This is a genomic window from Rhodococcus sp. BP-261 (assembly GCF_019835205.1).
Taxonomy (GTDB): domain Bacteria; phylum Actinomycetota; class Actinomycetes; order Mycobacteriales; family Mycobacteriaceae; genus Rhodococcoides; species Rhodococcoides kyotonensis_B.
Genome location: NZ_JABUCO010000013.1, coordinates 1 through 24,159 on the forward strand (window position 1 = coordinate 1; position 24,159 = coordinate 24,159).

Sequence of the window (24,159 nt, forward strand, 5' to 3'; positions counted from 1 at the left end):
AGCTCGGCGTCGGATTCCAACACCGTCTCCACCATGCGCACTGCTCGCTGCCGGAACTCCGGCGGGTACTGACGTGGCATAGCTCCATCCTCCTACAAAGAACGGAACAAAACCTGGGGTACTTCAATGCGGCGGGCGCGGGGAACGAGTGGGCTGGTGCCGCGCGGTGCGGGTGGTGGCGGGTTACCCGGTTTGTCTGAATCGCGCTGTCCGCCAGTGTTTTCAGGCCGTTCACCGGCTTCGGGCCCACCGCTGTCTGTGGGACCGTCGGTGCCATCGGGCCCGCCGTTGTCCTCGGAATGACCACTGTCTGCGGGACCGTCGGTGTCCGGGTCGTCGTCGTTCGGCCTGTCGATATCGCCGGTGGTGTTCTCTACTATGTCGCGGTTCTCGGCTGCGTCGTCGTCCGGTGTTCTGTCGTCGTCGACAGGCTCTTCCTTTTCGGGCTCGTGCACCTCGGATGCCTGCCCGGTGGGCTCCGGTTGTGCTGCAGCCGTTGCTGTTTCATCGCTATCGCTGTCGCTATCGCTGTCGCTATCGCTGTCGCTATCGCTGTCGCTATCGCTGTCGCTGTCGCCGTCGCTGTCGCTGTCACTGCCGTTGGTGGAGTTGTGGTGGGCGCGTGCGAGTTCGAGGGCCTCGGTAAGGAAGGCTTGCCAGTGTGCGTCGGTGGCGAGTAGGCGTGCGGTGTCGGCGTCGAGGACGGTGCCGTCGGAGAGGGTGGCGGGGGTGTCGGTGAGGCGTAGCAGGGTTTCGAGGTCGACGATGACCTGGATGAGTGGTTTCGGCCGGGCTGGGGTGCGGTCGGCGGTGGCTGCTGCGGGGCATTCGTCGGTGCGGCAGGTGCAGGCGAGGGCGTCTTCTTGGTGCATGAGCGCGACCAGGGCGTCGGCGCGGAGTTGCCGTTTGGTGCGGGGATCGCGGTCGCAGACGGTGGCGGCGAATTGGTCGAGGATGGCGTCGATTTCGGCGGCTTCGACGGCGGTGATCTTGGCGAACAGTGATGCGGTGCCGTCGGTGTTGCGGCGGATGTTGACCGAGCGTTCGTCGGCGTCGGCGCGGGCGCGTGCGGCGGTGGCTTCGTCGGGGTTGTGGTCGAACCAGTGTCGCCAGATGTTGTCGCGGAGTGAGCGTGGGGTGCAGCGGTGGGCGGCGGCGAGGATGTCGGGTTCGAGGGCGGCGACGGTGTCGTCGCCGGCGCGGGAGAGGGTGAGGGCGATGGTGCGGACGCGGGGGTAGTCGAGGTCTCCGGCGGTGAAGGCGGCGTCGATGGCGGGCAGTCGCTGGGCGAGTTCTTCGCCGGTGGTGATCATGTCGCGGGTGATCTGGCGGGAGAGTGAGAGTGCTACGGACGCTTCGGTTTCGGCGGCGAGGCGGGCTTTGTAGATGTCGGGTTCGGCGACGCCGTATTGCTGTGGTCCGGTGGGGGTGTCGTGTTCGAGGCCGTAGTCGTAGATCGCGGCTTCGGTGGAGATCCGTAGGTCGAGGAGGTCGTGCACTCGGTGCACGGTTGCGGCAGCGGCAATGTTCTCCTGGCGGCGCAGGTCGGTGAGGGTGGTGAGCATGTCGGATGCGGACGCGTCGGCGTCGCGTCTGATTTGTTCGAAGCCCCCCGGCATGTCCATGCCCACCATGATAGTCGAACGCATGTTCGAACGCAACCAAAACCGCGCATTCCAATTCTTCGAATCTTGCCGCGCCCCAACCGGTTACCACCGCGAGGTCGAGTATCGGTCGTGCGTGCGAATGTATAGCGGGCTATACATTCGCGCGCACGGGTAGGACCGGCCACAAGAAACGATTGTGGCTACACAACAGCAGGACCTCTACCGGGAATGCCCCTCGCCGACGACGGTGGAACCATGACCGCAGCCGTTCTCGCCGACGCGCCCCTGGGATTGTTCCGCGACCTCGACCGTCCTGGCCGCGTGCTGGAACACCTCACCCCGAACTGGTTCGCATCCATCATGGGGACCGGCATCGTCGCGAACGCCGCGTCTACGCTCCCCCTGCACTCTCCGATTCTGCATTCTTTCGCCACCGTGGTCTGGGGAGTCGCGGCAACCGCCCTCGTCGCGCTGACAATTGCCTTCACCGCGCACTGGATCCTGCATGTCGACAACGCTCGCGGTTACGTCGCGCATCCGGTCATCGGCCTGTTCTACGGCGCAATCCCGATGGCGCTGTTGACCGTCGGCAGCGGAACAATCCTTCTCGGCAAGGATCTACTCGGCATCACTGCGGCTCTCTGGATCGCCGGAACGCTCTGGACCATAGGAACTCTCGCAGGAATCGCGACCGTGCTGTGGATTCCGGTTCGCGCGCGGGGGCACCGTCTGCCCGCGTTGCTGATGCCCGTCGTGCCTCCGATGGTGTCGGCGACCGGGGGAGCAATTCTGGCGCAACACATCCCGAGCGGCACGGTCAGGACTGAATTCCTCGCCCTGTGCTATGTCCTGTTCGCGCTCAGCCTGATCCTCGGTGCGCGGATCATGGTCACGGTCTGCGGTGAGCTCGTGCATAGGAGAATGCCACCCGTGCAGGCGATTCCGACGATCTGGATCACGCTGGGCCTCGTCGGCCAGTCGGTCACCGCAGCCAATCTCTTGGCCGCCGATGCGGACAGCGACTGGCTCCACGACATCGGCATCGCCTACGGGATATGCGCAGGCGCGTTCGGCATCGTCATGTTCGCCGTTGCAACCTGTCTGACCGTGACAGCTGCCCGCAGCGGCCTCCGGTTCTCCATGGCCTGGTGGAGCTTCACGTTCCCGCTCGGCACCTGCGTCACAGGCGCGACCGCACTCGGGGTCACGTTCGGCGCACTCAACATCGTCGCAGTCGGCCTCTATGCACTGCTCGTCACGGCATGGGCAATCGTTGCCTGGGGCACCGTGCGCGGTACGGTCAGTGGCCGGATATTCCTACCGACGTGAGCACTGGGATACAGTCGAGCATCGACTCCCACCAGGCCATCACCCGCACCCTCCGCGCCGCCGGATGCGTGTACGCCGAGGACGAGGCCGCACTTCTCCTCCAGGCGTTCACCGGTGATCGGCTCCTCGAGATGGTGTCCCGACGCGTGGAGGGCACCCCCTTGGAGCAGATCCTCGGGTGGGCAGAATTTCGTGGACTCCGTATCGTCGTCGAACCCGGCGTCTTCGTGCCCCGACGTCGCACGGAACTCCTCGTCGAGGAGGCACTCGCGCTCCGGCCGACGACCGTCGTCGACATGTGTTGCGGATCCGGGGCAGTCGGGGCGGCGCTCGAACACGAGCTCGGGCACCTCGACCTCCACGCCACCGACATCGACCCCGTCGCCGTCCGGTGCGCTCGCCGCAACATCGGTGCGGGTCACGTCTACGAGAGCGATTTGTATTCTGCTCTGCCGCAACACCTTCGAGGCTACGTCGATGTCATCGTCGCCAATGCGCCCTACGTCCCCACCGACGCCATCGCCTCGATGCCGGCCGAAGCGCGTGATCACGAACCCCGCGTCGCGCTCGACGGCGGATTGGACGGACTGGACTGGCACCGCCGCATCGCCGACGACGCCCGGCAGTGGCTCACCGACCGCGGTCATCTCCTGATCGAGACCAGCGTCGGTAAGGCGAAGGTGACCGTGCAGATCATGCGCGGTGCGGGGTTCGACGCACGCATCGCCCATTCGGACGAACTCGACGGGACCGTTGTCGTGGGCGAGGTCAGGACTGCGCGAACCGGTCGAACATGAACCCTTGACCTCCACCTATGTCGAGGTTCTACGGTTTCAGGCATGAGCATGGAAGTCACTGCGTGGAATCAGCTGTACCGGACGATGCATGCGTCGTCCGGTACGGCCCGTTTCAATGCCGACACCGCCCGCAGAATCCTGGACTTCGCCCGTCCGCACAAGACGAAATTGTTCGGCTTCGTGCTGCTCAGCGTCGTGCTTGCGGTCCTCGCGGTCGCGACGCCGGTGCTGGCGGGACGCGTGGTCAATGCGATCGTCGACGGTGAATCCTTCGACATCGTCCTTCGGCTCGCGCTGCTCATCGCGCTCATCGCGGTGGTCGACGCCGGCTTCGGTCTGCTGAACCGGTGGCTGTCGTCGAACATCGGGGAAGGCTTGATCCTCGACCTGCGCACCGCCGTGTTCGACCACGTGCAGCGCATGCCGATCGCGTTCTTCACACGCACTCGCACGGGCGCACTCGTGAGTCGACTGAACAACGACGTCATCGGCGCGCAGCGTGCGTTCAGCGACACGTTGTCCGGCGTCGTCTCCAATCTCGTGACGCTGGCCCTGACGCTGGTCGTCATGATCGGAATCTCCTGGCAGGTAACACTTCTCGCGCTCCTGCTGTTGCCGGTCTTCGTGATCCCGGCGAGTCGGATGGGTCGTCGACTCGCACGCTTGCAGCGGGAGGCAGCCGCGCACGACTCGGCCATGAGCACGCAGATGACCGAGCGCTTCTCGGCGCCGGGCGCGACGCTGGTGAAACTGTTCGGGCAGCCCGAATTCGAGTCTCGCGAGTTCGCCGTCCGAGCGTCCCGGGTCCGCGACATCGGTGTGCGCAGTGCGATGGTGCAGACGGTGTTCGTCACCGCGTTGACGTTGGTCTCGGCACTGGCTCTGGCCGTCGTCTACGGGCTCGGCGGCTTCTACGCTCTGCGCGGCCAGCTCGACCCGGGATCCGTTGTGTCGCTGTCGCTTCTGCTCACTCGTCTGTACTCACCGCTCACGGAACTGGCGAGCGCACGCGTCGAGGTCATGAGCGCCCTGGTCAGCTTCGAGCGCGTCTTCGAGGTTCTCGATCTCGTGCCCCTCATCCAGGACAAGCCGGGCGCTGTCGCGTTGCCCGACGCGCCGGTGTCGGTCGAGTTGAAGGACGTGCGATTCGCGTACCCGTCGGCGGACAAGGTGTCGCTCGCGTCGTTGGAAGAAGTGGCGGCGTTGGACACGCGTGGCGGTGAGGAGGTTCTGCACGGGGTGTCGTTCCGGGCCGAGCCGGGACAGATGGTCGCTCTCGTCGGCACATCCGGAGCCGGAAAGTCGACCATCGCGCAATTGGTCGCTCGTCTCTACGACGTCGACGACGGCTCGGTGCGGTTGGCCGAGAACGATGTCCGTGATCTGACGGCCGAATCGATTCGCGACGCGGTCGGCATGGTGACCCAGGACGGGCACCTGTTCCACGACACGGTCCGCGCCAACATCGTGCTGTCGCGTCCCGACGCCACCGAGGACGAAGTCTGGAACGCGCTTCGACGGGCCCGGCTCAGCGATCTCGTGCAGTCCCTACCCGACGGGCTGGACACCGTCGTCGGCGAACGCGGTTACCGGCTGTCCGGTGGTGAGAGACAGCGTCTGACGATCGCCAGACTGTTGATCTCCCGGCCGAAGGTCGTCATTCTCGACGAGGCGACGGCGTCACTGGATTCGACGTCGGAAGCCGCGGTTCAGGCCGCCCTCGGTGAGGCGCTGGCAGGCAAGACGTCGGTGGTGATCGCACACCGGTTGTCGACCATCCGCGCTGCCGACACGATTCTGGTCGTCGAAGGCGGATCGATCGTCGAACGTGGAACGCACGAGGAGCTCCTCGCGGCGGGTGGCCGCTACGAGGAGCTCCATCGGACGCAGTTCAGGACGGATTCTCAGTTGGCCGGTGCGGGAACGACCGTCGACGGGTCGTTGTCGGACGCGGCTGCCAACATCGGTGCGAAGCCGTCGATCGCGTAGTTCAGCGACAGCGGGCTCGAGTAGCCGAGAGCCGACGGCAGGTCCTCGCTGAACGCACCGATGTAGGCGGTGCGATCCTGCGAGACGACGTTCAGTGCAGCGAACAGCGGATCGGCAAGCAGCTGTTCGCGACTGGCGCCCGCCATCACGAGAACGTCGGTATCGAGCTTGTTCAGATTCTCGGGACTGATCGTCTCGGTGACCGCGGGGATCTCGAAGCCGAGATCCTTGAAGAACAGAGCGCGGATGTCGTCCGCGCCGAGCACGAGGTAGGTGCCGTCGCCCATGTCGAAGCCCAGAGTCAGCGTCTTGCCTGCGAACTGCGGGTTCTCGTCCTGGGTCGTCTGGAACTTCGCCTCCAGCTCGGCGGTCTGGTCGGCGGCTTCCTGCTCCTTGCCGAGCGCCTTGCCGATGACCTCGAACTCCTGCTGCCACGTGGCCGCGGGGACGTCGTCGTAACCGCCGATGTCGGCAATCGTGGGTGCCATCTCGGACAGCTGGTCGTACTGGCCCTGCTCGATGAACGAGTACGGGCCGAGAATGAGGTCGGGCCCCGCGTTCGCGATCTGCTCGAGGTTCAGTTCCTCGGAGCCGACCTCGGGGATGTCGGTGCCACCGAGAGCTTCCTGCGCCCAGGGACGGTTCCGGTAGTCGTAGCTGAGGTTGCCGCGCGTCGCGACGGGCTTCACGCCGAGTGCGAGCACGAAGTCCTGCTCGTTGAAGCCGATGGTGACGATGCTCGACGGTTCGCTGTCGACGGTCGTCTCACCGAAGTGGTGGGTGATGGTGACGGGGAAAGCGCCGGACTCGTCGGAGTTGGTCGACGACGAGCTGTCGTCGGACGAACAGCCGGCGACGAGCGCGACTGCTGCAGCGCCTGCGGCGATGCGGAGGTAACTGGTGCGCACTGTGGGACTCCTCGCGTAAGTACGAAATGCGAGGTTAGCCTAACCGATCCCCGAGGTCATCGAAATTTCAAGGGCCGGAAGCGAGGGACGCCCTGGGTCACTTGGGGTGACCGAGGGCGTCCTTCGCTCGTGTGGTTGCCAGTTCAGCAGTTGCTCGGCGCAGGAACGCCGTTCAAGCGGGCGTCGATCCATTCGAGAGCCTGTGGGAGCCCGAGCACCGCGGCGGTGAGGTGATCGTTACTGGGCACCTGAACCTCGGTGACCGGGACACCTGCGGCGCAGTAGCGGCCGAGGGTGTTGGTGATGGACGAGACCGGGATGAGTGCGTCCGTCGGACTGTGCCACTCGAAGTAGGGAGCTTTCGGAACGCCCGGGTAGAGCTCGACGCTGTTCTCGTTGACCGCGTCGACCATCTCGGGGCTGTCGATGAGGCTGAGCGAGTCGGCGACGAGCGTCGCGCTCTTGCCTGCGCCGACCCGAATGATGTCGTTGGTGCACGCGTTCTGCACCTCGGCGGCCATCTGCCGGCCCAGCGGGTTCAGCTGCTCGCTGATCGGAATCCGAGTCGGATACTCCCGCTCGAGTCCGAGCGCCGCAGCGAATGCGAGGCCGAACACCGGATGCGGATTGAAGCCCAGATCGCGAGCCATGCGTTCGAGGTTCATCGGGGCACCGCCCGCAGCGCTGCCGACGATGTTCAGCTCGGGTGCGTAGTCGTTCTGCAGTGCGGCCGCCCACGCCGTCGCCATGCCGCCGCCCGAGTAGCCGGCGAGCGCGACTCGGCTCTGCTGCACCTGAAGCGGATCGAAGCGTTGCGTCGCACGGATGCTGTCGAGGACGATCTGGCCGCCCATCTTGGCTGCGCCGTACGCGCTGTTGGGGCCGAGGTGATCGGCGATCGCGACGGTCCATCCACGCTGAAGGGCAACGTTGAGTGCCGGAGCCTCACGGATCATCAGGTTGGGATCGGACGTCCAGAGTGCCTGTGAGGGAGCGCATTCCAAGCCCAGTGCATTGATGATGTGTTGGTACGACAGCAGAGGCCCGTTCGGTGCCTTGTTCTTCGGAGCCATGACCGTGTTGACCGCGGCGATCGGATCGCCTGCGGAGTTGGTCGACCGGAAGCGCAGCTGCCACACGTCGACGTCGAAGAAACCGGGAGGTGGCGGCATCGGCCTGCTGGAGATGATGTCACCGGGGTTCAGCGCATCCAGACCAGGAACCGGAGCGTAGAACACATCGGCAATGGGCGTGGGCTCCAGCGGAATCGCCGTAGCAGGTGCTGCGGTCATCAGAGTCGAACACATGACCGTGGCTGCGGACACGACCGCTGCCCCGATCAGTTTGTAAGCGCGCATGGCGTCAAATCCCTCCCGACAAAGCTTCGTTTTCCCGTGCGGGAGACACAGTCCGACCGCACCCCCCCCTGCAGCGCCCGATCGAGAGAACGCCGCACCAGGTGCGATATAGAAAAAGTGACCCCGCTCGTTACGCTCCCCCCGGAAACGATGTTCGAAAGGGTACGCAGCAAGAGATTTTATGGCAACCGCGAGAGGGCTCGAGCGCGCGCCTAGGAATTGTGCTCGATCACTACGTCTTCCGGCTTCTTGTCCTCACGAATACCGCGCCAACTCGGATGCCTCAGATGCATCGAGTCGGTCCATTCGAAGAACCGGACCTCACCGACGAGTAGCGGCGTCACCCACACCGCATCCTTTCGGTCGGCCGTCGGGAGGGTCTCTGCGAACGGCGAGCTGTCGGTCTGCAACGGAGACAACTCCGTGCTCAGACGGTCGAGTGCCTGTTCGCTGAAACCGGTTCCGACGCGGCCGAGATAACGCAGGCCACCCTCGTCGGGAACACCGACGAGCAGCGAGCCGATGCCGCCTCCCCGGCGCCCGCGGCCGCGTCGCCACCCGCCGATGACCACTTCCTGGGTGCGCCAATTCTTCGACTTGATCCAGGTTTTCGCGCGTTTCCCGGGTTGGTAGATCGAGTCGGACCGCTTGGCGACGACGCCTTCCAGTCCTCGCTCGATGCTCGCGGCCGCCGCCTCGGACGCCGTCGACGGCAGTAGTTCCGGCACGATGACCGATTCGAGGCCCGTCGTCAGCAGCTCCAGGAGTTTGCGTCGATCCGAATACTTCTTGCGCAGCAACGACGTTCCGTCGAGATGCAGCAGGTCGAACGCGATGAAGTCGACGTGCTTGCCGGTGCTGTTCTGCAGCAGTTCGAAACTGGAGATGCCGTCGGCGTCGAAGACGACTGCTTCACCGTCGACGATGGCCTCGTGGTCCTTCAGATCGTCTGCGAGAGCCTGAAATGCACGGAAGCGGTCGGTCAGGTCCTTCCCGGTCCGGGACGTCAGCTTCATCTCGCCGTACGAGAACTGTGCGACGACGCGAAAGCCGTCCCACTTTCCCTCGAAGGACCATTCGCCGTCGGGAAGGCCGAGGACGTCGCCCGCGGTCGCGAGCATCGGCGCAACATTCTTCGGGAGATTGCTTTCGGGTACGCCATTGTTCGACGGATGTTCATCGTCGGGCGACGGAGACTGCTCCTTCATCAGATGCATCAGCCATTGATCGCCCTTGGTCTTGATGAGAGCGAAACGGCCCTTCGCCTTGGCTCCCGACAGGACGACGATGACTTCGTCGTCGCGCCATTTCTCGAGTTCGTACGTACCGCTGTCCCAGATCGTCACCTCTCCGCCGCCGTACTCGCCCTTCGGGATGCTGCCCTCGAACGTCGCGTATTCGAGGGGGTGGTCCTCGGTGTGTACGGCGAGGCGGTTCTGCGTCGGGTCGTCGGGAATGTTCTTCGGCACGGCCCAGGAGACGAGGACGCCGTCGTGTTCGAGTCGGAAGTCGTAGTGCAGGCGTCGGGCGTGATGCTCCTGGATGACGAACGTGTCGTCGTTCCCGCGCGGTTCTCCTCCGGTCGGTATCGGCTCGGGCGTCTTCGTGCGGCTGCGCATGCTGCGGTACTTCGTGAGTTTGTCGGGCTCGGCGGGAGCGGTCTCGACGTCGTCCAGCGGTGGGTCCAGATCGGCGAGGAGGTCTCCCTGGTCCTGATAGCGCTCGAGCACTTCCTCGTACCGCAATTGTGTGAGGCCGGGGGATTCGAGTTCCTCCCACGTCCGGGGCGCGGCGACGGTCGGTTGCGATCGCGCACGCATCGAGTACGGCGCGACCGTCGTCTTCTTCCCGTTGTTCTGCGACCAGTCGACGAAGACTCGGCCGGTCCGCTTCGCTTTGGCCATCGTCGCCGTCACGCGGTCGGGTGAGCGCTCCTCGAGAATCGTCGCGACGTGCTTCGCGACGGTCGATGCTCCCGACGACGTCAGTGGCTTGTCGAGCGGAACGTAGAGGTGAATGCCCTTGCTGCCGCTGGTGACCGGATAGGCGGTGAACCCGATGTCGGTCATGAGGCCGCGGATTTCGCAGGCGATCTCGGCGCACCGGGCGAGGTCGACGTCGTCGCCCGGGTCGAGGTCGAAGACCATCCTCGTGGCCAGCCCCTGCGCATCGCCGTCGAAACGCCACTGCGGGACGTGTGCCTCGATGGCGGCCTGCTGCCCGAGCCACGCGAGATCCGCGGCTGTGGAGAACAGCGGATACACGACGACGCGATCGGAGTGCTGCATGTCGCGTCGTTCCAGCCAGTCCGGCGCCGACGATGCGAGATTCTTCTCGAAGAAGGACGGCTGATCCACCCCGTTCGGCCACCGCTTCCGCGTCACGGCACGGCCGGCCAAGTGCGGGAGCATCGCGGGTGCGATCGAGGTGTAGTACTCGATGACCTGGCTCTTCGTCGTGCCGGTCTCGGGGAACAGCACCTTGTCCAGATTGGTGACCGAGAGCTTTCGGCCTGCGATCTCGAGCGTCGCCATTTCCCCAGGCTAGTCACTGGTCAGGTTTGGCCGCGCGCGAGAAGTGCCAATCTCGGGGGTATGGCGACGATCCGAGTGACCGTGAACATGCCCGAAAATCCTCAGGGTGCCTGGGACAAGGCGTCCGCGCTGAACCGCTTCGACGAATGGATGACGATCCACGGTGGTTGGTGCAGCCCGCCTCCCGCGACGATCGAGAAGGGCACCGAGGTCGAGTCGATCGTGAAGGTCAAGGGCTTCCGGAACACCATCAAATGGACGTTCACCGAGTACAAGGAGCCCGAACTCATCGAGATGTCCGGCCGCGGAAAGGGTGGCATCAAGATCGCGATGACCATCCACGTGCGCGAGAACCACGAGGGCGGCTCCACTCTGACGCTCGACGCCTACTTCGGCGGCGGGGTCCTGTTCGGGCCCGTCGGCAAGGTCGTCGCCAAGGCCCTCGACACCGATGTCAAGCAGTCGGTGGACAATCTCGCTGCACTCGACACGTGAGTGCGAATACATAGCGTCTTGGGGTCGCTCCGCAGGCTCCTCTCCTGCCCGCTATACGTTCGCGCTCACAGGCGGCGGGTACGCCGTATCCACCAGAGCCCGGCGATCGGGAGCACCACGGGGATGAAGACGTATCCCTGACCGAAGTGCGACCACACGGTCGCGTCGGGGAAATCCTGAGGCTGGATGTAGCTGAGCGCACCGATGGCGAGGACGCCGACGAGCTCGATGATGCAGGACACCGTCACGACTCGGCGCGACGCCTCGGTCGCGCGTGCCAGCCCGACCGTCGCCACGATGTAGATGACCGCCGCGAGCGCCGACAGGATGTACGCGAGCGGGGCGACGTCGAAGCGTGTCGTCAACTGCACGATCGACCGTGAGGTGGCGGCGACGGCGAACACCGCATAGACGGCGATGAGGAAGCGACCGAAGCCGGTGCGGGTCGCCTCCTGAAGGCGGTCGGGAGTATCAGGCATATCCGGCCCATATCTGGCTGAGACGCAGCACCATCGCTGCGAGGGTGGTGACGGCGACGAGCAGCACTGCGGTGCCGCCGCGTGAACGATCACCCAGTGACCACCACGTACCGATCGGCAGCAGCAGGAGTAATCCGATCAGGTAGGCGCCGAACGTCAACCGGTGAATGTCGCGGTCGGAGGTGAACATCATGACGAATCCGATGATCGCCTGGAGCAGGACGACGGCCTCGGTTGCGGAGATCGTCCAGAACAGCGCGCGGTCCGATGCGTTCTTCAGGAGCACCGGCTTGCCCAGCACGAGCTTGACGAGAACCCAGAGGCCGACGGCCAGTGACATCACGTACAGCAAGCCGGTGACGGCGCCGATCATCGTTCCCTCTCGGTGGCCTCGGGTGGTGTGGACGCATCCCAGGGTATCGGGGTGCGCGTCGCCCCAGCGGTGAGGCCTTCGAAACAGTGCGTTATTCCGGGCGTGACCACTCGGAAATGGATGTCGCCTGTACTGGTCACATGGCCGAGGAGCACCTCCGACGCCGTCCTCTTCTCCTCACGCACACGACCCTCAGGAGCCGACGCAGTGTCCGACATCGACAAGACAATCGCCGAGAACATCCAGAAGTCGCTCGGAGAGATTCCGCACCCCTCGTTGCCCAAGGGCAGCAACATCTACGGTTCCACCAAGATCTTCCCGGACTACAAGGCAGAGAACGGCGAAAGCTACTTCACGTTGGTGCACGGCATCGCGCACGAGTCGTCGGTCAGCTTCGTCGCCGTGCTGCAGGCAACGCGCGCTCTGCGCAAGGGTTTCGAGTCGGCCATGTACTTCTACGGCCCCGGCGCGATCAATTGCCTTGCGACACGGGGATTCCCGACGACGGGCGATTCCGGCTTCCCGGGTGAGCAGAACATCAACGACTCGCTCGCGACGTTCATCGCCGAGGGCGGAACGGTGTTCTGCTGCCGCTTCGGTCTCGCACTGCACGGTGGCCGCGAAGAAGACCTGATCGAGGGCGTCATCCCGGCGCATCCGCTCGACGTTCAGGACGCGCTCATCCACTACGCACGCAAGGGCGCCATCATCAACTCGACGTACATGGTCTAGGAGCTTGTTATGTCTGTCGGTGTGCGAGTAGATCTGGCGCTCCTCGGGATTCGAGGTACGCCACCGGTCAACAGAACGGCCGGCGCCGGGCCCAGCGACGACGGGCATGTCCGAATCGATGGCCTCGGCGCGGCCATCCCTCGAAACCCGTCGAGCCCGTACGTTCTCGACGGAGACCGAATATTGTTCGACGGCAACGACATCGGAGTGGACATAGAGGCCGTCTCCCGGCCGAAATTCTACGATCTCGAGACCGCCGACGGGATTTCCTACGAGAAGATCGCCAAACTGCACGGCTCCAGCGTCCTCGCGACGACGGTCATGCAGACCTGCATCCGGTACGACCCCGAACAACGGTGCCGCTTCTGCTCCATCGAGGCGTCACTCGACGCGGGGGACACCATTGCCGTCAAGACGCCGGCGCAGCTGGCCGAGGTCGCCGAAGCCGCCGTCCGACTCGACGGCGTCACCCAGATGGTCATCACGACCGGCACGTCGGCGGCGAAAGACCGTGGTGCGCGGCACATTGCGCGTTGTGTCGCAGCGATCAAGGCAGCTGTTCCCGATCTGCCCATCCAGGTGCAGTGCGAGCCACCCGGCGATCTGCAGACCATCACCGATCTGCACGACGCGGGTGCCGAATCCATCGGGATCCACGTCGAATCGCTGGACGACGACGTTCGCCGAAAGTGGATGCCGGGCAAAGCAACAGTCCCGATGGACGAATACCGGGCGGCATGGGCCGAAGCCGTCCGCGTGTTCGGACGAAACCAGGTGTCGACCTACCTTCTCGTAGGCCTCGGCGAGGACCCGGACGAATTGGTTTCGGGTGCAGCCGAACTCATCGAGATGGGTGTCTACCCGTTCGTTGTTCCGTTCCGGCCGCTCGCAGGAACGTTGGCCGTCGACGTCGACCGTGCGGTCGCACCGAACCGTGACGTGTTGGAAGACGTGACGCGCCGCGTCGCCAAGGAACTTCAGGCCGCGTCGATGCTCGGTACGGACCAGAAGGCAGGCTGTGCTGCGTGCGGTGCCTGCAGTGTTCTCCAGAATGCGGGTGGCTGATGTACACCGACTTGGCCGGGACCGCGGTCGCGACGTCGCAGGCCCCGTTCCTGATCCACGAATGCGGTAACGCAACCGAACTCGACGCGTATCGACGCCTCAGACGCGACATCTTCGTCACCGAGCAGGGTCTGTTCACGGGTTCGGATCATGACGACGTCGACGACGACCCGCGTACCGTCGTCCTGATCGCCCGCAGCGCCGACGGCATCGTCCTGGGTGGTGTCCGCCTTGCGCCCTGCACGGCACGGGATCTGGGATGGTGGGCAGGCAGTCGTCTCGTCGTCTCGTCCGACGCCCGCGCATCCGGCGTCGGACCTGCATTGGTCCGAGCGGCGTGTGCGCACGCCGAGAGCCACGGCGTCCTGAGATTCGACGCGACGGTCCAGAGACAGCACGAGAAGCTGTTCACCAGGCTCGGCTGGGTCCGGCGCGGCGACCTCGACATCCACGGTGCACCGCACGTCTCGATGAACTGGCCGATCGACCGGATCGAACGACTGGTGTCGGCGACCAAGGCCATGCTCGCGGGGGTACTTGCGCCCCTGAAGGCGCAGCCACTGGGGCTGGGCGCCAGAGGCTTTCGCGGAGACGACGGGGTCCCGGTGCCCGGAAGCGACGTCATCGCCGCATGTGACGCGATCATCCCGTCGATGGTCGATCGGGATCCCGAGTGGGCCGGATGGTGTGCGGCGCTCGTCAACTTGAACGATCTGTCGGCCATGGGTGCCCGAGCCGTCGGCATGCTCGACTCGGTCGGAGCGCCCACACAGTCCAGGCTCACGCGCATCATCCGGGGTCTTGCCGATGCGTCGCAGGCGTGGCGGGTTCCGGTGCTCGGTGGCCACACCCAGGTCGGGGTTCCGTCGTCCCTGTCGGTCACGGCGCTCGGCAGCACGCCGTCGCCGGTCCGCGCCGGCGGTGCTGCTGCCGGCGACGTCCTCACCCTGACCGCGGACATCGAGGGCGGATGGCGTCGCGGATATCAGGGACAGCAATGGGATTCGACGTCGCGACGCACGTTCGGAGAGCTCGACGAGATGGCGTCCTTCGTCGCCCGCACCGCACCCAAGGCGGCCAAGGACGTGTCGATGGCCGGTCTCGCCGGTACGACGGGCATGCTCGCCGAAGCGTGCGGTACCGGAGCCGTACTGGATGTCGCCTCCATCCCCACGCCGACCACTGCCTCGATGGGCGAATGGATCACGTGCTTTCCAGGGTTCGCGATGATCACCGCGGACCGTCCCGACGCGTCGCTCGCGTCGTCGGGACCTGCAGTCTCCGCTCGCTGCGGAGAGCTCACCGACATTCCGGGCGTCGCGCTGCGATGGCCCGACGGAATCACCACTCGCGCAGTCGCATCGACTGTGACCGGATTGGGAGAAGCATGAACATCCACACGAACACCGTCACGATTTCCGTGGCCGCCGCCGAGTTCGGCCGCGACATGGAACAGGGCTACAGCACCATCGCGGCGCTACTCGAGGAAGCGCGTCACCGCGGAAGCCAACTCCTGGTACTTCCCGAGGCCTGCCTCGGTGGGTATCTGCCGAGTCTCGGGGGCGGGGACGAGTCGGAGGAATCGCGGCAGCGTCGGCTCCGAAGCTTGCCGCCCGCACTGGAACTCGACGGTCCCGAGTTGAAACGCGTCATCGACATGGCCGGTGACATGGTGGTCACCCTCGGGTTCTGCGAGAAGGACGGCGATACTCGCTACAACGCGGCCGTGACACTGAACGGCGACGGCATCCTCGGTTCGTACCGCAAGGTGCACCAGCCGCTCGGTGAAAACCTCTGCTACGACGCGGGCGACGCCTACGAGGCGTTCGACACTCCGGTCGGACGCATGGGCATGCAGATCTGTTACGACAAGGGATTTCCCGAAGCAGCACGGGAACTCGCACTCGACGGCGCCGAGATCATCACCTCCATCTCGGCTTGGCCGACCGCACGGACTGCGACGACGTCGAACATGGAGGACGATCGCTGGAAGCAGCGCTTCGACATCTACGACCGCGCCCGGGCATTGGAGAACCAGGTGATCTGGGTGGCCGCGAACCAGGCAGGCACGTTCGGTTCGCTTCGTTTCGTGTGCAGCGCGAAGATCGTCGGGCCGGGCGGTGAAATCCTCGCGGGCACAGGCGTCGAGCCGGGATTGGCAACGGCAACTGTCGACGTGGAGGGCCTTCTCGGTGCGGCGCGCGGAGGCGGTATGTACAACCTCCGCGATCGCCGTCCGTCGGTGTACAAGACGATAACGAAAGAGCCGGTCCATGCCTGAGATGAGATTCCAGGTCCGATGGCCGGATGGACGTGAACAGTCCTGCTACTCACCGTCGTTGGTGATGCACGACTACCTCGAACCAGGCGCGGAGTACCGGGTCGACGAGTTCGTCGAGCGGACGTCGGAAGCGCTCACGGTGGCCGGTGATCGCGTGCTGGCGAAGTTCGGGATGCGCTGTACGTCCGCCGCGCAGCAGATGGAGGAAATTCGCGACGTCGGTGCCGCATATACGGACGGCGGCGCCGTGAAAATCCTGAGTATGACGGGAGCTGAGTTGCTGTGAGAGAGACACATGAGGTGGTCGTCGTCGGCGGTGGGCAGGCCGGTCTGTCCATCAGCTGGCACCTGACACAGCGCGGAATCGAACACGTTGTGCTGGAGGCGAATACGATCGCACACGAGTGGAAGGATTCCCGCTGGGACAACTTCACGCTCGTGACACCCAACTGGCAGTGCGTGCTCCCCGGGTTCTCGTACGACGGTGACGATCCCGACGGTTTCATGAAGCGTGACGAGGTGTACGACTTCGTCCGGCGGTATGCACGAAGTTTCGACGCCCCCGTCCGTGAGCACGTCACCGTCACGTCGACGCGGCAGGGAATCGGGGGTGGCTTCGACATCGAGACCACCGCGGGGCCGATGCACGCGGACCAGATCGTCGTCGCCATCGGCGGATACCACGTCCCGACCATTCCGCGGTTCGCCGAAAAGCTCCCGAAGGACGTCCTTCAGATCCACTCGTCGCAGTATCGGGGTTCGCACCAGTTCCCCGACGGCGACGTACTCGTCGTCGGCACCGGACAGTCCGGCGCCCAGATCGCCGAGGACCTGCATCTCGACGGTCGCCGCGTGCACCTCGTTGCCGGTACCGCGCCACGCGTCGCACGCTTCTATCGTGGCCGTGATTGTGTCGCGTGGCTGCACGACATGGGCATCTATGATGTCTCCATCGAGGATCAGCCCGGTGGCGTCGGCAAACGCGAGAACACGAACCACTACGTGACGGGTCGCGACGGTGGTCGCGACATCGACCTGCGTGCGTTCGCGACCGAGGGCATGCAGCTGTACGGCAGGCTTCTCGGCGTCGACGACGGTGTCCTGCAGTTCGCGCCGACGCTGGAGGCGTCGCTCGATGCGGCCGACGCCGTGGCCGAGAGCATCAAGGACAACATCGACGCGTACATCGCGCGTGAGGGCATCTCCGCGCCCACCGAAGAGCGATACACGCCGGTATGGCGTCCGGAGGTCGAGACCACCGAACTTGATCTGGCCGACGCGGGTATCACTGCCGTCGTCTGGTCCGTCGGCTTCCGTACCGACTACCGCTGGCTCGAGGTCGGTGCGTTCGACGGCAAGGGACATCCCACGCACAATCGTGGCGTCAGCGCGGTGCGTGGCCTCTACTTCCTCGGGCTCCCGTGGCAGCACACGTGGGGATCGGGTCGGTTCGCGGCCGTCGCGCGTGATGCCGAGTTCCTGGCCGATCAGATCGGTCTGGAAATCAGTGCGGCACAACCGGACAAGTCGATGGTGTAGCTCGGTGACGTCCATCAGGATAGGCGCTCTGGCAGCACATTTCGGTCGCGATGTGCCTCGCGCGGTCTCGAAGATCACGACGATCGTCGAAAGCGCGAAGCGCGACGGAATCGACCTGCTCGTGCTGCCCGACGCCTCCCTCGGTGGATACATCGACAGCCTGCGCAACCCGGACGTGTCCGAGCTTCCGCCGACGCTCGACATCGACGGCCCGGAGATCGGCGCGATCATGGCAGCGGCCGGTGACCTCACGGTATGCATCGGATACACCGAACTGTCGAACGGGTTGCGCTACAACGCTGCTGCGTGTCTGACGGGTGACGGTGTACTCGGCAGTCACCGCAAGGTCCATCAGCCCGTGGGTGAGTCGCTGGCGTACGCGGCGGGCGATCGCTTCGAGGCCTTCGACACCCCTGTCGGTCGCATGGGCATGCTCATCGACTACGACAAGACGTTTCCGGAATCCGCTCGGGCACTTGCATTGGACGGTGCTCGCATCATCGCAGCGTTGTCCGCGTGGCCGGCGAGCGTCACCGACCGGGCGTCGAGTCTGCCGAACGACCGCCAGTCCCGCCTCTTCGACCTGTACGACGCGGCCCGCGCGGCCGAGAACCAGGTCGTGCTGGTGTCGTCGAACCAGACGGGCGTGATGGGGTCGTTGCGGTTCCTGGGGCAGGCGAAAATCGTCGGCCCGGGCGGTGACGTCCTCGCGAAGACATGGTCCAAAGGCGGACTTGCGGTGTGCGACATCGACGTCGACGCCGAAGTAGATCGTGCCCGGCGGGTGTTGCATCACCTGAAGGAGCGCCGGGTGGATGCGTACGGGGGCGCGTCGACATGCGAATAGCACTGCTCACGTACTCGTCGAAACCCCGCGGAGGCGTGGTGCACACGTTGCACCTTGCGGAAGCGTTGGCGCGCACCGGTGTCGACGTGACGGTCTGGTCCCTCGGACGCGGCGGCGACAACGCGTTCTTCCGGCGGGTCGACCCGTCGGTCTCGATCAGGATGGTTCCGTTCGAGGCGCGAGACGACGAGTCCGTCGGTGACCGTATTCTGCGGTCGATCGATGTTCTGGGACAAGCGTTCTCGAACTCCGATTACGACATCGTGCACGCGCAGGACTGTATCTCTGCCAACGCCGTCGGGCCGTGCATCCGGACCATTCACCACCTCGACACGTTCACGACGCCCGCGCTGGCGGCATGCCACGAACGTGCCGTCGTCGAACCGTACGCCCGCATCTGTGTCTCGGCAGCGGTGGCCGAGGAGGTCCACCGGGGGTGGGGCGTCGAGCCGACGGTCATCCCGAACGGTGTCGACGCGGGGCGGTTCGAAGCAGCGGCGGCGTCGGGCGGCACCGAGTGGCAGCAGAAGCTCGGCCGTTACGTGCTCGCGGTCGGCGGTATCGAGCCGCGCAAGGGATCGATCGACCTGCTCGACGCGTTCGCCCGCCTGAATCGTCCCGACCTGTCTCTCGTCTTCGCCGGCGGGGAGACGCTGTTCGACTACCGCGACTACCGTCGTCGATTCGACTCGTACGCAGCGCAGTTGGGCATCGAGCCGGTCATCCTCGGAACCGTCGACGACGACGAACTACCGCACCTCGTCGCACAGGCGTCGGTGCTGCCGTTCTTCTCGACGAAGGAGGGATTCGGACTCGCCGCGATGGAAGCGCTCGCAGCCGGGATTCCCGTCGTCGCACGGGATCTGCCGGTGTTGCGCGAGGTGTTCGGCGACGCGGTCAAGTACGCGTCGGAACCGAAGTCGATGGCCGATCAGCTCGCAGCAGCACTGGATCGGCCGCGTGACTCGCAGGCTGGACGGTTACTCGCCCGGAGTCTCACTTGGGACGCTGCGGCGCAGAAGCACCTCGACTTCTACCGGTCCTTCTTGTTGCGGCGCAACGCATGAGGCTTGAGCTTGTGGAAACCGCGCACACGTAGCGATCGAAGCGACTTGACATAGAATTCGGCGTCCTCCTGAAGAATCTCGGCCATCGTTGTGTCCACGAGGACGGTACCGGGGTGTGCCGAACTGGTCAGTCGCGCAGCGATGTTGACCGTGGAGCCGTACAGGTCGCCGTAGCGGGCGAGGACGGGCCCCCAGGCGAGCCCGACGCGCAACTCCGGCATGTCCTCTTTCGCCTCGTAGGCGTCCTGCAGGTCGAGCGCGATGTGCGCGGCGTCCTCGGCGGTCTGCGCGCTGAACATCACCTCGTCGCCGACGTTCTTGATGATCGAACCACGTCCGCGCGCAATGATGTTGGAGGCGATCGACTCGAATTCCTCGAGCAGTTCGGTCAGTTCGTCGACCCCGATGCGGCGCGTCAAGCTCGTGTACCCGACCATGTCCGCGAACCCGACGGCCACGGTGCGACTGGTAGTCTCCTCGCCCGGATCCGCGATGGACCGGCCCGCCGTCGCCGCGAGGTGGCGTCGCCACGTGTAGGACTGCAACGCTTCCAGCGTCGGGACGGTTTGTGCGGCAACCTCTCTGGCGTTCTTGCGCACTGCGTCGACGTCGGCGCCTTCGGTCGACCGGTCGTGGATATGGCTGTTGACGACGCCGACCTGCCACTCCGTCAAGCGCGACATGGCCTGCCCGAGCGTGCGCGCGATCGCGACTTCCATGTCGGGTTCGATTACGTTCTGCTCGGTCAACCCGGTCAGCAGGCGCAGGGCGTCGAGATCGGCGTCGGTGTAGACCACTGCCTCGGGATCGGTGTGCAAGGGAAATCCCATGGCCGTCCACAATTGGACGACGCGCTCGAGGGGAATTCCCGATTTCTCGACGATGTCCATTCGAGTGTATTTCGGTGTTCCCCCGAGGAGAGTCTTCTCGATCTCCCGCTGTACTACGAAACTGATGTCACTGTCAGGCATGTCCCAACGTTCTGTCGAAGAAGGATCGGACGTCGTCGATGTAGCTGTCGATCTTCTCGGGGACCCAGTCCTCGGTGGAGATGGGTTCCCCGACGGTTACTCTGACCGTACCCGAATGGGCGGTGAAGTCCTTCTTCCACATGACGTCACCTGCGTTGTGGATGACGATCGGGACGATGGGAACGCGCGCCTGCATCGCGAGGTGGAATCCGCCCTTCTTGAAGCGGCCGAGACGAGACGTCGGCATCCGTGTTCCCTCGGGAGCGATGGCGACGGAGATACCGGAGTGCAGCTTCTCGATGGCGGGCTTCATCGCTTCCCGTGCCTGCGCGGGGTCGCCGCGATCGATGTAGGCGACGTCGAACATCGCGCCCAGCAACGCGAACCGGATGTCATGCCCCAGTTCGCGTTTGGCGACGGCGGTGATGTCCTTGCGAAGGATCGACGCCACGATGACGGAGTCCGCGGTGCTCTGGTGGTTGAACATGAACACCGCCGGTCGGGCCGACCACGCGTTCTCGGTGCCGGTGACGTCGAGCTTGATGCCCGCGATCGTCAGGGCTATGTCCGGGGCGATCGTGGAGGTGATGTTGGCGCCGGTGCGTCTGCTGCGCGTCAGCAGGCCAAGTCCGAGGCCGAGACCTGCGCTCGCGAGCACCGATCCGAGCGCGGCCGTGCTGCGCACTGCCGACACGAGGTCGGTTCCCCGCTTCGGGTTCTGGAGCCGGAGGATCGGCCAACCGACCCGCGTGGCGTGCCGCGTCATCTCGTCGTCGGGATTGAGCGCGACGGGCAGGCCGACCTCGGACAGGAACGGAATGTCCTCGCCACCGTTGGAATAGCCGAAGCATCCGGCGAGGTCGAGGCCCTCCCCCGCGGCGTAGTCGGCCACCGCCTGTGCCTTGCGCGGACCCCACAGCGAACTGCCGACGAGCTCGCCCGTCAGAACGCCGTCGACGACGACCGGTGTGGTGCAGAGGAGTTCGTCGACCATGAGGTCTTCCTGGACCGGGATCGCCTGGTACGGCGTCGCCGACGTCGCCATCACCACGCGATGGCCTGCACGCCGATGAGCCTCGACGAGAATGCGAGCCTCGGGGTAGATCATCGGCGCGATGTCGTTGCGGAACAACGCGTATGCCTGTTCCATCAGGTCTGCTTCGCGACGGCCTTCCAATCCCCTGACGGCCTTGCCCATCAGATTGTCGACGGGCGAGCTCTTCATCCGCATCTCGACGACGGCACTCGAGATCTCCCACAGTTCGTGCACGGTGACGTCGAGCGTCTTGAGTCGTTCGAGAAACACCGCTTTCGCGGAGAACCCGTTGATCAAGGTGCCGTCGAGATCGAAGAACGCAGCGGTGTCGGGTCCGGTAGGTGCGTCGGCGATGGCGCGTAGTTGCTCGGCCAGATCGATCATCGAACCTCGTCCCCACTCTCGTCGGACACCGTGTCGTCGGCCATCGGGCCCGGAACGTTCAGCGGGTCGACGTCGTCGAGCATGCGGTGCGCCATGTCGCGGATGACGCGTGCCTTGCGTGCCCACTCGTTGATCTCGCGTGCGAAATCTCGTCGACGCTGCGCAAGGTTCTCCCCGCCGGGGTCGACGAGCTTACGGTTGTCGGCCAATTGCAGTGCGGTGTCGAACAATTCGCCCGAGATGGCCTCGCTGTGATCGAGTTGCTGTCGCAGTCGCCTGGCCTGAGCGGCACCGAGGCACTGCGCAATGAACGACGGCTTGTCGAGTTCGGCGTCCACCGGGAGGAGCAGGAGTTGGTCGGCGACGACCTGGTACGCCTCGAGAATGGGCTGCAGCACGCGGTGCGCGAGGTGTAGATCCTGCATCTCGATCTGGCGCGCCGCATACTCCGGATCGGCGAGATTGTCTCGCCAGTCGGGATCGATCAGCGCGACCTCCGCCTCCAGTCGCTGCCCGAAGTCCTTCTTGTCGCCGAAGAAGAACTCGAACTTCAGCAGATCCCGCAGTTCGAGCGCAGCCTTCCACATCGATTCCGGCGTCGACGCCTCGGTCTGATCTCGGTCGGGAAGCACGACGAGTTCGCCGATGGCACGCATGACGAAGTAGTGAATCGCGTTGTTGCGGAAGAACGCGGCGACGAGATGCTTGTCCTGCGCCAGGTAGAAGACCGGTTCGGGTCCGTCGTCGAAACGCTTCACGACGCCCGCGTTGACCTGGGCGACGACGGCACTACGCACGACGTCGACCTCGCTGATGTCGACGCCTCCAGCCGTCGGGAGGCCTCGTTTCTGCATGTAGCGTGCGAGCGGCGAGATGATCGCCCACATCTCGTGCACGTTGAGCGCACGATCCTCGATGCCCAGCAGCGCCATCGTGACGAGCGCAGCGGGCGTCACCGGAGTCGTGTCGTTGATGGCGTGGGCGACCGTCAGCGCGATCTTCTGGACCGCGACGCGTTTGTCGTCGTTCTCGGCGAGGATCGATCGCACCGAGATGGGTTCGGCGAACGTCAGATACACGTTGCCGCGCAGCTTGCCCTGCGCGCGGATGTACCCGATCAACATGCGGATGCCCTCGGCCTGCTTCTGTGCCCCGTGCGATTCGGCGGCCATCGCGCCGACCTCGTGCAGGCGGTCGTACGTGATGGACGTCGGGACGAGATAGACGTCCTCGGCGTCGCTGCTCTCGAGCGCGTCGACCAGATAGGTCAGCAGACCGAACCGCGGTGGTCGCAGTTTGCCCGTGCGGCTGCGTCCGCCTTCGATGTACCACTCGAGGTTGAAACGTTTGCCGAGCAGGAAGCTCATGTACTGCCGCAGTGTCCACTTGTAGATCTCGTCGGAGAACTTGCGCTGGATGAGTACGACGCCGCTGCGTTTGGCGATGGGTCCGAGCGGCCAGAAGCCGACGTTGATGCCGCCCATCACGTGGTTGAGGGGAAGGCCTTCGGTCAGCAACGCCGGACGCAACACGAGGGGGTCGAGGTACGAGCGGTGGTTCGGCAGAAACACCAACGGATAGTTCTTGTTGAGTTCGCGGACCTTCGCCAGGTCGGTGCGGTCGACGTCGACGCGGTACGCGCGGGAGAAGTAGGCCCCGAGCGTTCCCCACATCTCGACGGCTCGACGGGTTTCCGTGGCCACCATCTCGTGCAGGATCTCGTGCACTCGACGGTTGACGTCGGCGACGCTTTCGCCGACCTCGGCGGCGAGTTCCGCGATGCCGTCGTGAAACTTCTTCTGTTCCGTCATGTCCTCGACGACGAACCGAGGAATCTTGTACTCGGAGCCGATGACGTCGCGTTCGGCCTTGTCGAGTGCCAGCGTGGCCTGCCTGCAGATGAACGACGACAGCGACTTGCCGCCGGTGCGATCGAAGCGAGTCTCGAGTTCGGTGAGTGTTGCCGGAGCACCGATCAGCACCTCGGAACGGTCGGGGTCGTCGCCCTGCACCCAGCGTTGCCACACCCGCGTGGGCTTGGAGTTGCCGCGCGGCGCGAACATTCGACGCAGCAGCCCGTTGCGCTTCTTCTCCGTGAGCGTGACGCGCAACGGAACGAGAAGAGGATCGTCGCCGACGGTGCGAACCGTCTCGACGATCTGATGTGCGCTCTCTCCGAACAGAACTATCGACGGCGGCCGCGTCTCGCCGTCCGGAGTGGTCGAATCGATCCACTGATTCAAAGCCTGGACCTCGAGGGTCGATGCCGCGTCGAGAAGATAGACCGGCTGGCCCTCGTACGTTTTGCTCTGCGCGCCGGCATCGACGTGATACATCGAAATCCCTCCCGTTCCGCACCCCGTAAACA

21 protein-coding genes are annotated in these 24,159 nt (G+C 64.9%); 12 read left to right on the forward strand and 9 right to left on the reverse strand.

The features are described from left to right. Positions 1-92 precede the first annotated feature (92 nt). Positions 93-1,625: a DUF222 domain-containing protein gene (locus HQ354_RS15235; protein ID WP_222635155.1), complete on the reverse strand. Its 1,533-nt coding sequence runs from the start codon at positions 1,623-1,625 to the stop codon at positions 93-95. A 237-nt stretch (positions 1,626-1,862) separates the two neighbouring features. Between HQ354_RS15235 and HQ354_RS15240 the strand changes: the two genes are divergently transcribed. From HQ354_RS15240 to HQ354_RS15250, 3 genes are read left to right on the forward strand one after another with little or no spacing between them, the layout of a single operon-like run. Next, the gene (locus tag HQ354_RS15240) at positions 1,863-2,936 is read left to right on the forward strand and encodes a TDT family transporter (RefSeq protein ID WP_222635154.1); all 1,074 of its coding nucleotides are present in this window, start codon (positions 1,863-1,865) and stop codon (positions 2,934-2,936) included. Further along, the gene (locus tag HQ354_RS15245; protein ID WP_308115241.1) at positions 2,933-3,733 is read left to right on the forward strand and encodes a putative protein N(5)-glutamine methyltransferase; all 801 of its coding nucleotides are present in this window, start codon (positions 2,933-2,935) and stop codon (positions 3,731-3,733) included. Before HQ354_RS15240 ends, HQ354_RS15245 begins: the two co-directional genes overlap by 4 nt. 42 nt (positions 3,734-3,775) lie before the next feature. Beyond that, positions 3,776-5,722, forward strand: a complete 1,947-nt coding sequence (locus HQ354_RS15250) for an ABC transporter ATP-binding protein (RefSeq protein WP_222635152.1) — start codon at positions 3,776-3,778, stop codon at positions 5,720-5,722. On the opposite strand, the gene HQ354_RS15255 is transcribed toward HQ354_RS15250, so the two are convergent. From HQ354_RS15255 to HQ354_RS15265, 3 genes are all read right to left on the reverse strand, one after another. Beyond that, a complete protein-coding gene (locus HQ354_RS15255) occupies positions 5,638-6,630 on the reverse strand; it encodes an ABC transporter substrate-binding protein (RefSeq protein WP_222635151.1) in 993 nt (330 codons plus the stop codon). The genes HQ354_RS15250 and HQ354_RS15255 overlap by 85 nt on opposite strands. 143 nt (positions 6,631-6,773) lie before the next feature. After that, a complete protein-coding gene (locus HQ354_RS15260; RefSeq protein WP_222635150.1) occupies positions 6,774-7,988 on the reverse strand; it encodes a lipase family protein in 1,215 nt (404 codons plus the stop codon). Between the two features lie 212 nt (positions 7,989-8,200). Next, positions 8,201-10,522: an ATP-dependent DNA ligase gene (locus HQ354_RS15265; RefSeq protein WP_222635149.1), complete on the reverse strand. Its 2,322-nt coding sequence runs from the start codon at positions 10,520-10,522 to the stop codon at positions 8,201-8,203. A gap of 60 nt (positions 10,523-10,582) precedes the next feature. Between HQ354_RS15265 and HQ354_RS15270 the strand changes: the two genes are divergently transcribed. Beyond that, positions 10,583-11,017, forward strand: coding sequence for an SRPBCC family protein (locus tag HQ354_RS15270; protein ID WP_222635148.1), 435 nt, complete (start codon positions 10,583-10,585; stop codon positions 11,015-11,017). 65 nt (positions 11,018-11,082) lie between these two features. Here the strand turns inward: HQ354_RS15270 and HQ354_RS15275 are convergent, their stop codons facing one another. Continuing rightward, the gene (locus HQ354_RS15275; RefSeq protein WP_114332432.1) at positions 11,083-11,496 is read right to left on the reverse strand and encodes a hypothetical protein; all 414 of its coding nucleotides are present in this window, start codon (positions 11,494-11,496) and stop codon (positions 11,083-11,085) included. Further along, a complete protein-coding gene (locus tag HQ354_RS15280) occupies positions 11,489-11,869 on the reverse strand; it encodes a hypothetical protein (RefSeq protein ID WP_222635147.1) in 381 nt (126 codons plus the stop codon). Before HQ354_RS15280 ends, HQ354_RS15275 begins: the two co-directional genes overlap by 8 nt. Positions 11,870-12,076: 207 nt before the next feature. Between HQ354_RS15280 and HQ354_RS15285 the strand changes: the two genes are divergently transcribed. From HQ354_RS15285 to HQ354_RS15320, 8 genes are read left to right on the forward strand one after another with little or no spacing between them, the layout of a single operon-like run. Beyond that, positions 12,077-12,601: an MSMEG_0572/Sll0783 family nitrogen starvation response protein gene (locus tag HQ354_RS15285; RefSeq protein WP_068427316.1), complete on the forward strand. Its 525-nt coding sequence runs from the start codon at positions 12,077-12,079 to the stop codon at positions 12,599-12,601. Between the two features lie 9 nt (positions 12,602-12,610). Continuing rightward, positions 12,611-13,666 (forward strand): MSMEG_0568 family radical SAM protein, encoded by a 1,056-nt coding sequence (locus HQ354_RS15290; protein WP_222635146.1) that lies wholly within the window; start codon positions 12,611-12,613, stop codon positions 13,664-13,666. After that, complete coding sequence (locus HQ354_RS15295; RefSeq protein WP_222635145.1) at positions 13,666-15,057, forward strand: MSMEG_0567/sll0787 family protein; 1,392 nt, start codon at positions 13,666-13,668, stop codon at positions 15,055-15,057. The genes HQ354_RS15290 and HQ354_RS15295 overlap by 1 nt, the downstream gene beginning before the upstream one ends. After that, complete coding sequence (locus HQ354_RS15300; protein WP_068427310.1) at positions 15,054-15,947, forward strand: carbon-nitrogen hydrolase family protein; 894 nt, start codon at positions 15,054-15,056, stop codon at positions 15,945-15,947. The genes HQ354_RS15295 and HQ354_RS15300 overlap by 4 nt, the downstream gene beginning before the upstream one ends. Further along, complete coding sequence (locus HQ354_RS15305) at positions 15,940-16,233, forward strand: MSMEG_0570 family nitrogen starvation response protein (RefSeq protein WP_068427308.1); 294 nt, start codon at positions 15,940-15,942, stop codon at positions 16,231-16,233. Before HQ354_RS15300 ends, HQ354_RS15305 begins: the two co-directional genes overlap by 8 nt. Then, the gene (locus HQ354_RS15310; RefSeq protein ID WP_167677212.1) at positions 16,230-17,486 is read left to right on the forward strand and encodes an MSMEG_0569 family flavin-dependent oxidoreductase; all 1,257 of its coding nucleotides are present in this window, start codon (positions 16,230-16,232) and stop codon (positions 17,484-17,486) included. Before HQ354_RS15305 ends, HQ354_RS15310 begins: the two co-directional genes overlap by 4 nt. 4 nt (positions 17,487-17,490) lie before the next feature. Beyond that, positions 17,491-18,333: a carbon-nitrogen hydrolase family protein gene (locus tag HQ354_RS15315; RefSeq protein ID WP_167677210.1), complete on the forward strand. Its 843-nt coding sequence runs from the start codon at positions 17,491-17,493 to the stop codon at positions 18,331-18,333. Further along, complete coding sequence (locus HQ354_RS15320) at positions 18,324-19,400, forward strand: MSMEG_0565 family glycosyltransferase (RefSeq protein WP_222635144.1); 1,077 nt, start codon at positions 18,324-18,326, stop codon at positions 19,398-19,400. Before HQ354_RS15315 ends, HQ354_RS15320 begins: the two co-directional genes overlap by 10 nt. Here HQ354_RS15320 and HQ354_RS15325 read toward each other — a convergent pair. Genes HQ354_RS15325 through HQ354_RS15335 form a run of 3 tightly spaced genes read right to left on the reverse strand, consistent with a single transcriptional unit; the run spans position 19,367 to position 24,127 of the window. Continuing rightward, positions 19,367-20,371, reverse strand: coding sequence for an adenylate/guanylate cyclase domain-containing protein (locus tag HQ354_RS15325; RefSeq protein WP_167677206.1), 1,005 nt, complete (start codon positions 20,369-20,371; stop codon positions 19,367-19,369). The genes HQ354_RS15320 and HQ354_RS15325 overlap by 34 nt on opposite strands. Then, on the reverse strand, positions 20,364-21,791 hold the full coding sequence (locus tag HQ354_RS15330) for an HAD-IB family hydrolase (RefSeq protein WP_222635143.1): 1,428 nt from the start codon (positions 21,789-21,791) through the stop codon (positions 20,364-20,366). The genes HQ354_RS15325 and HQ354_RS15330 overlap by 8 nt, the downstream gene beginning before the upstream one ends. Next, complete coding sequence (locus HQ354_RS15335; protein WP_068427297.1) at positions 21,788-24,127, reverse strand: glycerol-3-phosphate 1-O-acyltransferase; 2,340 nt, start codon at positions 24,125-24,127, stop codon at positions 21,788-21,790. The genes HQ354_RS15330 and HQ354_RS15335 overlap by 4 nt, the downstream gene beginning before the upstream one ends. Positions 24,128-24,159 lie beyond the last annotated feature (32 nt).